Source organism: Streptosporangium roseum DSM 43021, assembly GCF_000024865.1.
GTDB classification, from domain to species: domain Bacteria; phylum Actinomycetota; class Actinomycetes; order Streptosporangiales; family Streptosporangiaceae; genus Streptosporangium; species Streptosporangium roseum.
Map to the genome: position 1 here is coordinate 5,389,978 of NC_013595.1, position 12,681 is coordinate 5,402,658.

A 12,681-nucleotide genomic window follows, 5' to 3' on the forward strand; every position below is an offset into this window, starting at 1 on the left:
CACGAGTGGTGCCGGCCGGCGACTTCACGGACGTATGAAGATCGCTTCCCGAGCACAGGATGTTCGTTTCCCGGAGAGGGTCCGATGTGCTTGTGTTGCGTCCCCGGCAGGGTCCGGCCGGAGGACTTGCACGGGCGGCACGGCATGTAGGTTGAGATCGTGGATCTTCCTTCCCATTGGCTGCCCCGGCCCTCTGCCAGCCCGGACGACAAGACCCTGGCCGACTTCGCCGCGTTGCTCGCTGACGCGGTTGCCCAAGGTCCCGACAAGCCGATTGCCTATACCTTGGCCGCGCCGAAGTGGCAGTTCCTCTGCTACGTCGCCGAGCAAGCCGGATACGTTCTCCACGGCTCGAACAATCCCTCGATCGAGCGCTTTGATCCACGCCGGTCCTACGACAGCGACGCCTTCGGTAATCGCACAGCCGTCTATGCCGCGTCGGACGGCATCTGGCCGATGTTCTACGCGATACTCAACCGCGATCATCCGCTGTCGATGGTCAACTCGTGCAGCGACCTCGCCGGCGAGACCTACTACTACTTCTCCATCAGCCGGCCTGTAGTCGACCTCGGCCCATGGCAGGAAGGAACGGTCTATCTCCTGTCCGCCGAGGGGTTCGAGCATCAGCCTCCGATACGAGGTGTTCGCCAGCGCCAGGTGGCCAAACTGGCGCCGGCCCAGCCGGTGGCCAAGATCCGGGTGATGCCCGAGGAATTCCCATTCCTCAGTGACGTGCGCGGACACGACGACGCGGTGGTTCATGCCCGATCCGCAGCCGACCCCGACGGCTTCCCCTGGATCGACGGCTGACCGTTGACCGGCAGGGACCGAAGGTAAGATCACTGGGTGAAGCCGGCGCTCTTACGATCACGATTCGGTCGCGCAACCTTTTCCCCACGGACAGCGGCCACGGGTAGCTCGGCGGCCACGCCCATCCTCGATTGGAGGCATCCTCGGGTGCTGAGGTTGGCGGCCGAGGCCAGGGACACGAGTGCCGGATCGGGCCGAACTTACCTGATCATGGCCCACCAGCTCATTGCAGCTCGGGTTTGCCCGGTATATGCCATGAACGAGAAGCAGCCTGTCTCTAGGACACTGGCCCTGGGGCGCGGCTCGTGCAGCCAGCGACTGGCGCTGCTGGAGGCCGTGGCACGCGGCTGCGAGATTGCCACTCGGGTCAGAGGTTTGCTGCTCGATGGGCGTTTTTGGCATCCGCGGTTCCCGCGACTGCGGGCGCTGATCCCCCGGCAGGTGGTGCTCGCCTGGCCGGAGTTCCTTCTCGATGGTCAGTGGGTGGTCGTTTCCGAGCTCTACGGCGACCTTGGCACACTGCGGGCGGGAGGCCGATTCACCAACACGGGCAGGGAGACGCTCTTCGACGCGATCGTGCGCACTGCCGTGGACTGGGACGGCAGCACCTGCTCCTCGTGTGATCTTTCAGGTCACGCCCTGGCCGATCTGGGCTATTTCGACTCCCGTGACGACCTGTTCAACGAGCACGGTCAAACCTTGTGCCTGCCGGTACGCATTCCTGCAGATCTCCTCATGCGTCGTCGGCCCGTTGTGTCCTGCGCCACACAGCCACGCCTGCCGTAACGCCCCCACCTCGTCGATTGCGTCACACGCAATGCCTCTTTGCCGACATTGCACTGGTGGTCGCCTTTGGAGCGCCCCTACCTTTCTGGCCGTGTTCAGTATTTTCGATATAGCCAGCGCGGTCTTGTCCGCGGTTGTTTTCGTGGTTGCGGCACCCCCGGCCCTACTGGTCGATCGACTGGGAAGACGGGCCGCCATCCGGTGGGCGGTGGCAGGCGGGCTGGCCCTGGCCGCCAAGGGGGCGGTGACGGTGTCTCTGCTGGCGAACTTCGGCTGGCTGTTCGCCGGTGATCAGGTGCTGGTCGAGATTCCCGTAGTGCTGATACCCGCAGCCGTGGCCGCCTTCCTCGCCTCGCGCGGCGCCAGGCCGGTGCTGGCCGTACGGGTCACCGCCGCCGGCGCGTTCCTCGGATTCCTCCACGCCTTCACTGTGAAGGCCGAGGCGCCCAACGTGTTCGGCTACGGCGTGCTGCTGTTGCTGTCGACCGCAGTGTTGCGGGCGTGGCCGCCGGTCAGGTCCCGCCTGGGCACGACCACCCGGATGGTGGCCGTCGTGGCGCTGGTCGCGACGGGTCTCGGCTACGGCTCGTTCACCAGCCGCTGGCCCGAGCGGCACACCATGGCGGGAACGGGTCACGGTCACCGGCACGGGGCGGGCCCGTCGGTTGACGCGGCCGACCTGACCGGCCCCCGCGTGGGCAGGCCCGACCGGAGTTTCACGCTCACCGCGGCCGAGACCCCGATCACACTGGCCTCAGGCGCGTCCGTGGCGGCATGGACGTTCAACGGCCAGGCCCCCGGCCCCGAACTCCGGGTACGGCAGGGCGACCTTGTGCAGGTCACACTGATCAACAGGCTCCCCGAGGAGGGCGTGACGCTGCACTGGCACGGCTTGGACGTGCCCAACGCCGAGGACGGCGTCGCGGGGCTCACCCAGGACGCGGTCCGCCCAGGAGGCAAGCACATCTACCGCTTCCGCGCCGAGCAGACGGGCACGTACTGGTACCACACCCATCAGGCGTCCTCCACGGCCGTGGCCCGCGGCCTGTTCGGCGCGCTCGTCGTCGAGCCCGCCGCCCGGCCCGCGGACGGGCTCGACCTGGTGGTCATGTCCCACGTCTGGCCCGTCGGGGAGGAACTGCGGCCCGCCTTCGGCACCGCCGACACCCTCACCCGCAGGACGGTCGCCCCGGGCACACCGGTACGGCTGCGCCTGGTCAACACCGGCAACAACACCGCCTCCGACGCCGAGACGACCACGTTCGCGCTGACCGGGACGCCGTACCGGGTGACCGCGATCGACGGCGTCCACCTGCACGATCCCGCAGACCTGACCGGAGTCCGGCTCCCGCTGGCCACCGGCGGCCGCTACGACCTGACCTTCACCATGCCCGAAGAGCCCGTCCACCTCGCCGACCTGGCACACTCCGGCGGCGGCCTGCTGCTCACCCCCGACGGCCGGGGCGCACCGCCGCCCGTCACCGCGTCCGGTGACTTCAACCCCGCCGCCTACGGCCGCCCCACCCCGACACCGTTCACCTCCTCCAGCCGCTTCGACCGGAAGTTCACCATCGTGGCCAGCGACGGCGTAGGCTTCGTGGACGGCTCCCTGGACCTCATCCAGGCCTTCAACGGGCGGGTCTACCCGAACGTACCGACCCAGATGGTCCGCGAGGGCGACCTGGTCAAGATGACGCTGGTCAACCGCAGCCGGGATAACCACCCGATGCACCTGCACGGGCACCACGCCATGGTCCTGTCCGCGAACGGCCGACCGGTCAGCGGCAGCCCCTGGTGGATCGACACCCTGGACCTGCCGCCTGGCACCTGGTTCGAGATCGGCTTCCGGGCCGACAATCCCGGGTTGTGGATGGACCACTGCCACAATCTGGAACACGCGGCCGCCGGGATGATGATGCACCTGGGCTACGAGGGCATCACAACACGGTTCGAGACCGGCAGCGCGACAGGCAACCAACCGGAGTGAACACATGCTGGATCTGAACCTCCTGGTCGCGCTCGACGCGCTCCTGGAAGAGGGCAGCGTCGCCGGCGCGGCGGCCCGGCTCAACACCTCCGCGCCCGCGATGAGCCGCACGCTGGGGCGGATCAGGCGCCAGCTGAACGACCCCGTCCTGGTACGCGCCGGCCGCCACCTGGTCCCCACCCCGCGCGCACTCGAACTGCACGCCGCCGTCCGCGACCTGGTACGGCAGGCGTCCGCCCTCCTCGTGCCCGCGGGCGACCCCGCCCCTGCCACGCTCGCCAGGACCTTCAACCTGCAGGCGAGCGACATGCTGCTGTCCGCCCTGGCCGCGCCGCTCGTCCTGGCGGTCGGCCAGCGGGCACCGGGGGTGGTGCTGCGGTTCCTGCCCGACACCCTCGAAGGCACTTCGGCGCTGCGGGAGGGCCGGGTAGACCTGGAGATCGGGGTCATCGACCACGCCGCCCCCGAGACCTGTGTCGAGCCGCTGGGCACCGGCCGCATCGTCGGCATGGCGAGGGAGGATCATCCCCTGGTGATCAAAGGGGTCACCCTGCGCCGGTTCGCCGACGCCAAGCACGTCGGGGTGTCCAGGCACGGCCGGCTGCACGGGCCGATCGACGATCTTCTGGCTGCCCGGGGACTGCGCCGCAGGACCGCGGTGACCGTCTCCTCGCACTCGATGGCCCTGCTTCTGGCCAGACAGAGCGACCTGGTCTGCCTGGCGCCCGCTCCCGCCGACGACGATCTCCCGGCGGCGCTCGGCCTGCGCGCCTTCGAGATCCCGCTGGAACTGCCCGAGGTCGAGGTGGCCATGGCGTGGCATCCACGCAACGACGCCGACGGCGGGCAGCGCTGGCTGCGCGACCAGGTACGCGAGGTCCTGCGCGGAACCAGAGCCTTCACCAACCCTCCCGGCCGGACGCCGGCCGGTAGATCCGGGAAGTAGCCCGCCCGGCCGGACGCCGGCTGATAGATCCGGGAAGTAGCCCGCCCGTGCTTCCAGCCGACACCCCTCACACCGGCGCGGCACGAGCCGGTGCCCTCGCCACCCCGGAAACCACAAGATCCCGGCCGACCATGACAGTCCACCGGGATCTCGTCACCTTTCCTCAGGCCATCCCAGGAACGGCCCACCGTGGTGGGCGGAGGATTCCCGCAGCAGATGCTGCAGGATGTAGACGCCGCCCAGGCGCACGTCCAGTCCGGTGGAGCCCAACCGTTCCAAGGCCTTGATGCTGAATTGGGTCCCCCAACGAGGAAGGCTGGTGGTTCAGAATCCGATGGCTTCGCGGAGCAGCAGGACGGTGCCGCGCCCGGGGTGGGGTTCTGCGTTGAGGATGAGAAGGCGGTTGAGGGCACCGGGCTGCCCGTAGGCCTTCATGGCGCGCTCGTTTTCCAGCGGAAGGCAGTGGTCTTCGACGCGCCGCAGCGCGGTGCCCAGGTCGGGTACCACCTTCTGCGCCCCGACGATCCAGATCGCGCGGGCCGCGGCACCCGAGTAGCCGGCCAGCTGGCTTCCGCTGGCCGAGGCGGCCACAAGGGATCCGGTCTCGGTGACCGCGGCGACGCTGCCCACAATGACGTCGGGGCAGGCAATCATCCGCCAGATCTCGGCCAATTGGGTGGCGCGGTCCATGGTCGTGCTGCGTGCCTTGACGGACTCGTATCGCCCGCTGCTGTTGATGTCCTCATCGATGCCGGACAGGCGGAGGGTCTCGCTGGCCCCAGTGAACACGCTGACGCCCTCGGGTATCAGCTCTTTGATGCGGACACGCGCGGCGGCGGCGTCGTCGAGGACTTCGACGGTGAAACCGTGTGCGGCCAGCGCAGCGGCCGCCCGCTCCAGGCGCTGCGCGGGCGCCGGGTCGGCGAACGGTGTTGCCGGCATTGAGGTGGTCATGATGTCTCTGAACTCCCCTGTTCGCTGGATGATGTGTTCGTCTCGCCGGTCCGACAACACAGCCCCTCGGAATGTGAGGCGGCGCACCGGCCTCACATTCCGGTGCGCTGTCTTGTCGAACCGGTGAGGACAGATGCGACCAAGGGAGCCGTCGGCACCATGACCACCCAATCCCGGCCAGGACACGGCCGGCTCGATCCCGGCCTGGACGCGATCACGAGCGAGCGGCGCCAGCTGATCAATATCGCCTACCGGCTTCTGGGCTCCCTGGCCGAGGCCGAGGACGCCGTACAGGAGACCTACGCCCGCTGGTACGCCATGTCCCCGCAGCAGCAGGACGCCATCGAATCCCCCGGCGCCTGGCTGACGACAGTCACCAGCCGCATCTGCCTCACCCTGCTCAGCTCCGCCCGGGTCCGACGAGAGACCTACGTGGGTGAATGGATCCCCGAGCCGCTACCCGAACGTACGGAGCGGAGCACCGGGCGGCCGGGCGGCACCACCGTCGACCCGGCCGACCGGGTCACCCTGGATGAGTCGGTCAACATGGCCTTCCTGGTCGTGCTCGAATCGATGACCCCGGCCGAGCGCGTCGCGTTCATCCTGCACGATGTCTTCCGCTACTCCTTTGCCGAAGTGGCCGGGATCGTCGGCCGTACGCCGGCGGCCTGCCGCCAGCTGGCCTCCTCCGCCCGCCGCCGCATCCGCGACTCGCAGGGCCCCGCGAGTCCGACAGTCCAGCAGGCCGGCATCGTCAGGGACTTCAAGCAGGCATGGGAGGCCAAGGACATCGACGCCCTCATCGGCCTGCTCGACCCCGACGCCACGGCGATCGCCGACGGCGGCGGCCTCGCCACGACCTTCCTGCGCCCCATCGAAGGCGGCGAGCAGATCGCGCGCGCCTGGGTCGAGATCGCCGACCGGAGGCCCGGCGACATGACGTTCCTGGAGCGTACGGTCAACGGTCAGCCCGGCCTGGTGGCTCAGCAAGACGGCGTCACCGTGACGGTGTTCGCGTTCGAGGTCGCAGGCGACCGGATCAAGCGCATCTGGGCAGTACGCAACCCCGAGAAGCTCCGCCGCTGGACGACGGGCTGAGGCGCGTCTCCATACCGTCGGTCCCGCTCACAGCCGCCACCCAGCAGCGGGACCCCCTCGAGGAGTGGGAACGGAGCTGGGCGCGATACCGATCATGGTCACGCCCGTCCGCGCCTCGCCCCACTCAGCGGACAGTCCGCGCCGGGGCAGGTCTGGAGCGCAGAGGTTCCGGAAGACGAACCTCACCAGCGACTCATCTTGCGCCGAGTTCACGTCCCTGCAGCACAGGCCGCCCAAGGCAGACAGCTCTGCAAGTGACTGCCACCGAGTGATCACCCTCGTGCGGAACCGCGACACCTACCTGTCTGAGGCCGCCCTGAAATTCCGGGAGTCCACCGCCAGCAGGCCCTTCATCGCACATCGCCTGCCCGCCGCGCGCCGCGACCGGTGCCTCTCAAGAGGCCCTTGCCGATGGTTTGGTCCGAAGCACCGTCACGGAGGTCGGATTTTCAGACGCGTGATGTGCGTCACGTCGTGTCACTCCGTGATGATCCGCGGTGTCTTGAGGGCATGGTTGAACACAGCACACTCCACAAGGTCGTGGTCATCGGCGGCGGTTACGCGGGAACCGTCGCGGCCAACCACCTGCGTATGCGCACCGACGTCGACATCACCCTGGTCAACTCCCGCCCGAAGTTCGTCGAACGGATCCGGCTGCACCAGTTCGTGGCCGGCAATTACGACGCCTCGGTCGACTACGGCACGCTGCTCGGCGACGGCATCACGTTGGTGGTCGACAACGCCACCCGGATCGACACCGCCTCACAGACGGTGGAGCTGGCATCGGGCCGCGCGCTGGACTACGACCACGTCATCTACGCGGTCGGCAGCACCGGCGCGGTCCCCTCCTCGGTGCCAGGCGCGGCCGAATTCGCCTACTCCGTCGCCGAATTCGAGTTCGCTCAGCGGCTGCGTGCCAGGCTGGTGGAGCTGCCGGCCCATGCCGCGGTCACCGTGGCCGGCGGCGGGTTGACCGGCATCGAGACGGCCGCGGAACTCGCCGAGCAAGGACGTACGGTCACTCTGGTCTGCGGCGGAACCCTGGCTCCGTCACTCAGCGCTCCTGCCCGCCGATCCGTCGCGACGTGGCTGTCCGAGCACGGCGTCACCGTGCTCGAGGCCAACGCGGTGGCCGAGGTCCGGCAGGACGCGGTCGTCTTGACCGATGGACCCGTACGGCAGAGCGCACTCACCATCTGGACGGCCGGTTTCGGTGTGCCGGGCTTGGCGGCGGCCAGCGGGTTGCGCGTCGACGCGCTCGGCCGGCTGCTCACCGACGAAACGCTGATCAGCGTCGATGACGACCGCATCGTCGCGGCGGGTGACGCCGCTTCACCGTCGGGCCGCCCGCTGCGGATGAGCTGCCAGGCCGCGGTACCGCTCGGGATGCAGGCCGCCAACACCGTGCTGAGCCGCATCGCGGGAACAGCACCGGCGGCGATCGACCAGGCCTTCAAGGGATCGTGCATCAGCCTGGGCCGGCATGCCGGTACGATGCAGCTCGCCCGCGAGGACGACACCCCCTTGGACTCCTACTTCGACGGGCAGAAGGCCGCGGAGCTCAAGGAGGAGTTGTGCCGGAGGGCGGTGACGGGTATCGCCATGGAGGCCCGTAGCCTGGGTGCCGTCGTTTGGCCCAAGGGCGGGCCGCGTGCCGCGCAGATGGTCGCCTCCCCATGACCACCAACGAGCATGCTGAGCGGTTCACCCTGTTGCGGCCGCTGCTGTTCACGATCGTCTACGAGATACTCGGTTCGGCGACCGAATCCGACGACGTGCTGCAGGACGGCTATCTCCGGTGGGCGGACGTGGACCTGGCGACGGTCCGTGACACCAAGTCGTACCTGGCGCGGCTGGTGACCCGTCAGGCACTCAACGCGTTGCGGGCCGGCGCGCGCCGCCGCGAGGACTACGTCGGTGTGTGGCTGCCGGAGCCGCTGCTGCTCGACGAGCACGACGCGTCGGCGGACGTGGTGCTCGCCGAGTCGGTGTCGATGGCGATGCTGGTGCTGCTCGAAACGCTCACCCCCGATGAGCGCGCGGTATTCGTCTTGCGCGAGGTGTTCGGCTTCGACTACGACGAGATCGCGGGAGCAGTGGGCAAATCGGTCGTGACGGCACGCCAGGTGGCGCATCGCGCCCGCGAGCACGTAGCGGCGCGACGTAAGCGCTTCGAGCCCGCAGGCCCGGCCAAGACCGCGCGGATCACCGGGCAGTTCATGGCCGCGGTGACCACCGGCGACATGGAGGGGCTGCTCTCGCTGCTCGCGCCGGACGTCACCTGGACCACCGACAGCGGCGGCAAGGTGATCGCGGTGCGCCGGCCTGTGATGGGCGCGGAGAAGGTGGCCGCGCTCCTCCTGGGAATCTTCCGCGCGGACACGCGGATCGAGTCGGTGAACTGCAACAACACGCCCGCGCTTGTCGCCTACAGCGGCGACCACCTGGAGGGTGTCTTCCTGGTCGAAGTCGTCGGCGGGAAGATCACTCACTTCTACGCCATCCGCAATCCGGACAAACTCCTCGCATTGGCAGCACCACGTCAGATCAGCCGGTAGGCGCCTGATCCTCCACGAGGGAACCTGGTCCCGGAGCCGCCACACTGCACAACGGGCGCCCGTGCCCACGGCCCCGCAGCCCTGGCACGACCACGAGCGGATAGACGTAGAACAGCAGCCGTCGCAGCTTCTGCGGCGCGGGCGTGGCGCCTGCGGAGTCACCAGCCGTCCGGCGAACTCGTCCACGGCCCGCGCTCAAGGCCGCGCCGCCTGACCCAGACGAAACATCATCTTGGCTCCTGACATTCCGAGGTGCTGCGTAGTCGTATCTAGCGGGAAGCCAAGTTTTCACACCGAATGGAAGGGACCGGTAGAGATGCCTGCGCAACGCGAGGTAGACGAAGCCAAGATCAGGAAGCAAGTCGACAAGATAGTAGAAGGAATCCAGGCCAAGGATCTCGAGCGCCTGAAGCAGCTTTACGCAACGGACGTCGTTTCTTTCGACGTCGAGCCGCCGCTGCAACATGTAGGGATAGCGGCGAAATTGAAGAACTGGGCGAAAGTGTTCACGTTCTTCCAGGATGCGACTTATGAGGTTCGCGACCTGACGCTCATCGTGGATGAAAATGTGGCATTCGGGCACGGATTCGGCCGGCTCAGCGGCACACTGAAGAACGGGACGGCGACGAGCGGTATGTGGGTCCGGGCCACTTTCTGCTTCCGGAAGATCGACGGCGATTGGCTGATCGCGCACGACCAGGTTTCCGTGCCACTCGATATGCCGAGCGGCAAAGGAGTGACCGACCTCGAGCCCTAACGGGTCGCGGAGGTTCACGACGCCGCGGGCGGTCCCCTGCGACTACGCAAGCTCTCGCCGCCCGAATCGACCGAGACGCCGCAGCCCGACCCACCCGGGGTCATGGCGCATGAGCACACAAGGCTCACGTGCCGGAGTGTCGTCAAAGCCCCGCGTCAGGACGGGGCGAGAACGCAGAACTCGTTGCCCTCCGGGTCGGCGAGGACCGTCCACGGCACTTTGCCCTGGCCCACGTGGGCGGGCGTCGCACCGAGAGCCTGGAGGCGCACGACCAACTCCGCCTGATGGGCCGCAGAGGTGGTGGCGAGATCGAGGTGCACACGGTTCTTTGTCGTCGACTTGGGTTCCGGGACGGTAACGACGTCGACATCCGCACCGTCGCCGAACAGAGAGCAACTCGCTCACCAGTCGCAATGCCCAGCTCGCCAAGTAGAGCGCTCAGCCCCGCCAGGTAAACCGCTCACTTGCCAGATGAAGCGCCAAGTCACAGTCAGCCCCTACGACACCACGAGTTCAACCTCAGTATTTCACCGGCATCGCGATCCATCCCGCTTCATGTCTGCCACCGCCATTCTGGTACCATCACATCTCAACCGTCCGGATAATCCTGCCGAGATTACCTTGTAAGAATGCAGGTCGAAAAATGACAGCAGTACGGGTCACATACGATGATGCAGTCGATGCAGCCTATGTGTATCTATCCGATCCCCAGATGGCGCGCCCACGCGTGGCTCGCATGTATCCGTGCGATCCGATCGAGGTCGACGGTATGATAAATCTTGATTTCGATGAAGAGGGTCGCGTCATAGGAATCGAAATACTGGGGGCGAAGTCAAAACTTCCCAAATATCTTCTCGAATCTGCAGAAATGCTTAATGGCTAGAATCCGGGATCGCCTTGCGGCCATGCCATGATCAGCACTGACGGCGACATCGGGTGTGATTATTTCGTCGGCAATGATTTGGCCGGTCGCGGAAGGTGCTGTCCGGGCATTCGATGGTGGTACGGGCCTGCGGTGTGCACCGCCTCAGCTGCGGATCCGGGAAACCGGCCCCGAACAGGCCCGCAATGACCTTCCCATACTCCCTTGAGCCGGCGAATCAACGCCGGAAGCGGAGTGTCGGCGTTGCGGCTGAGATCACCTCAGTGACGAAAAGCAGCACGAGTGGTGACCGCAAGCCGCACAGCCGGCTCACTGGTCGAGCCCGAGCAGGCGCACGCCCTCCTCGCGCATCTCGACCTTGCGGATCTTGCCGGTGACCGTCATCGGGAACCCGTCGACGACGTGGACGTAGCGCGGGATCTTGTAGTGGGCGAGCTTGCCGGCGCAGAACTCCCTGACGGCCTCGGCGGTCAGGGGTGTGCCGCCCTGGCGGATGACGACCCAGGCCATGAGCTCCTCGCCGTACTTCTCGTCGGGCACGCCGATCACCTGCACGTCGGCGATGTCGGGGTGGCGGTAGAGGAACTCCTCGACCTCGCGCGGGTAGACGTTCTCGCCTCCCCTGATGACCATGTCCTTGATCCGGCCGACCACGTTGACGTAGCCGTCGGCGTCCATGGTGGCCAGGTCGCCGGTGTGCATCCAGCGGGCGGTGTCGATGGCCTCGGCCGTGCGCTCCGGCTCGTTCCAGTAGCCGAGCATCACCGAGTAGCCGCGCGTGCACAGCTCGCCGGGCTCGCCGCGCGGCACGGTCAGCCCGGTCTCCGGGTGCGTGATCTTGACTTCGACGTGCGGCATCACCTGCCCGACGGTCTCGGTGCGGCGCTCCAGGCTGTCGTCGGACCTGGTCATGGTGGAGACGGGCGAGGTCTCGGTCATGCCGTAGCAGATGGCGACCTCGGCCATGTTCATCTCGGTGACGACGCGCTTCATCACCTCGACAGGGCAGGGCGAGCCCGCCATGATGCCGGTGCGCAGGCTGGACAGGTCGTACTGCCCTGCGAGAGTGAGCTCGGCGATGAACATGGTCGGCACACCGTACAGGGAGGTGCATCGTTCCTGCTGTACGGCCCGCAGCGTCGCCTCGGGGTCGAAGCCGGGCGCGGGGATGACCACGCACGCGCCGTGGGAGGTGGCGCCGAGGTTGCCCATCACCATGCCGAAGCAGTGGTAGAAGGGCACCGGCAGGCACACCCTGTCGTGCTCGTCGTAGTGGATGAGCTCGCCGACGAAGAAGCCGTTGTTGAGGATGTTGTGGTGCGAGAGCGTGGCGCCCTTGGGGAAACCGGTCGTGCCGGAGGTGTACTGGATGTTGATCGCGTCGTCGGCGCTCAGCGACGCCATGCGCTCGCGCAGCCGCTCCTCGGGGGCGGTCAGCGCCAGCAGCCGGTCCCAGCCGGGTTCGCCGAGGTAGACGACGTCGGCGAACCCGATCTCCTCGACCATCGCGCGGTAGTCGCTGCCCTTGTGCGTGAGCGCGCTGATGAGCAGGCGCAGGCCCGACTGCCTGACGACGTAGTCGAGCTCGTGGCCGCGGTAGGCGGGGTTGACGTTGACCAGGATCGCGCCGATCTTCGCGGTGGCGTACTGGACGATCATCCATTCGGCGCAGTTGGGCGCCCAGATGCCGATCCGGTCGCCCTTGGCGATGCCGGAGGCGAGGAGCGCGAGGGCCAGCCGGTTCACGTCGGCGTCGAGCTCGGCGTAGGTCCAGCGACGGCCGGAGGGCACGTCGACGAGTGCCTCGCGGTCGCCGAAGCGCCGCACGGTCCGCTCGAAGTTGTCGCCGATGGTCTCGCCCAGCAGCGGGGTCGCCGCCGCCGCGCTCGAGTAGGACTGCAT

General features: G+C 67.5%; 12 protein-coding genes and 1 pseudogene. 9 read left to right on the forward strand and 4 right to left on the reverse strand.

The features are described from left to right. Window positions 1-159 precede the first annotated feature (159 nt). From SROS_RS23595 to SROS_RS23610, 4 genes are all read left to right on the forward strand, one after another. A complete protein-coding gene (locus SROS_RS23595) occupies window positions 160-810 on the forward strand; it encodes a hypothetical protein (RefSeq protein ID WP_012891423.1) in 651 nt (216 codons plus the stop codon). Between the two features lie 255 nt (window positions 811-1,065). Then, complete coding sequence (locus SROS_RS23600; protein WP_218919683.1) at window positions 1,066-1,596, forward strand: transglutaminase domain-containing protein; 531 nt, start codon at window positions 1,066-1,068, stop codon at window positions 1,594-1,596. Between the two features lie 208 nt (window positions 1,597-1,804). After that, complete coding sequence (locus SROS_RS23605; RefSeq protein WP_012891425.1) at window positions 1,805-3,583, forward strand: multicopper oxidase family protein; 1,779 nt, start codon at window positions 1,805-1,807, stop codon at window positions 3,581-3,583. 4 nt (window positions 3,584-3,587) lie between these two features. Continuing rightward, window positions 3,588-4,529: a LysR family transcriptional regulator gene (locus SROS_RS23610; protein WP_012891426.1), complete on the forward strand. Its 942-nt coding sequence runs from the start codon at window positions 3,588-3,590 to the stop codon at window positions 4,527-4,529. Window positions 4,530-4,682: 153 nt separating this feature from the next. Here the strand turns inward: SROS_RS23610 and SROS_RS53945 are convergent, their stop codons facing one another. Both SROS_RS53945 and SROS_RS23615 read right to left on the reverse strand, forming a co-directional pair. Then, a complete protein-coding gene (locus SROS_RS53945) occupies window positions 4,683-4,808 on the reverse strand; it encodes a hypothetical protein (protein WP_281047953.1) in 126 nt (41 codons plus the stop codon). A 45-nt stretch (window positions 4,809-4,853) separates the two neighbouring features. After that, the gene (locus SROS_RS23615; protein WP_012891427.1) at window positions 4,854-5,483 is read right to left on the reverse strand and encodes an LUD domain-containing protein; all 630 of its coding nucleotides are present in this window, start codon (window positions 5,481-5,483) and stop codon (window positions 4,854-4,856) included. Between the two features lie 159 nt (window positions 5,484-5,642). Between SROS_RS23615 and sigJ (SROS_RS23620) the strand changes: the two genes are divergently transcribed. The 4 genes from sigJ (SROS_RS23620) (at window position 5,643) to SROS_RS23635 (ending at window position 9,896) form a co-directional block, all read left to right on the forward strand. After that, a complete protein-coding gene (gene sigJ / locus SROS_RS23620) occupies window positions 5,643-6,581 on the forward strand; it encodes an RNA polymerase sigma factor SigJ (RefSeq protein ID WP_012891428.1) in 939 nt (312 codons plus the stop codon). A gap of 510 nt (window positions 6,582-7,091) precedes the next feature. After that, entirely contained in the window at window positions 7,092-8,261 is a 1,170-nt protein-coding gene (locus SROS_RS23625) for an NAD(P)/FAD-dependent oxidoreductase (RefSeq protein ID WP_012891429.1), read from the forward strand. Continuing rightward, the gene (gene sigJ / locus SROS_RS23630) at window positions 8,258-9,139 is read left to right on the forward strand and encodes an RNA polymerase sigma factor SigJ (RefSeq protein ID WP_012891430.1); all 882 of its coding nucleotides are present in this window, start codon (window positions 8,258-8,260) and stop codon (window positions 9,137-9,139) included. The genes SROS_RS23625 and sigJ (SROS_RS23630) overlap by 4 nt, the downstream gene beginning before the upstream one ends. Window positions 9,140-9,455: 316 nt before the next feature. Then, window positions 9,456-9,896 (forward strand): YybH family protein, encoded by a 441-nt coding sequence (locus SROS_RS23635; RefSeq protein ID WP_012891431.1) that lies wholly within the window; start codon window positions 9,456-9,458, stop codon window positions 9,894-9,896. A 161-nt stretch (window positions 9,897-10,057) separates the two neighbouring features. Here SROS_RS23635 and SROS_RS47720 read toward each other — a convergent pair. Then, a pseudogene (locus tag SROS_RS47720) lies at window positions 10,058-10,264 on the reverse strand (VOC family protein); the annotation flags it as partial. Between the two features lie 275 nt (window positions 10,265-10,539). On the opposite strand from SROS_RS47720, the gene SROS_RS47725 reads away from it, so the two are divergent. After that, window positions 10,540-10,779: a DUF2283 domain-containing protein gene (locus SROS_RS47725; protein ID WP_012891432.1), complete on the forward strand. Its 240-nt coding sequence runs from the start codon at window positions 10,540-10,542 to the stop codon at window positions 10,777-10,779. A gap of 309 nt (window positions 10,780-11,088) precedes the next feature. Here the strand turns inward: SROS_RS47725 and SROS_RS23640 are convergent, their stop codons facing one another. After that, complete coding sequence (locus tag SROS_RS23640) at window positions 11,089-12,681, reverse strand: AMP-binding protein (RefSeq protein ID WP_012891433.1); 1,593 nt, start codon at window positions 12,679-12,681, stop codon at window positions 11,089-11,091.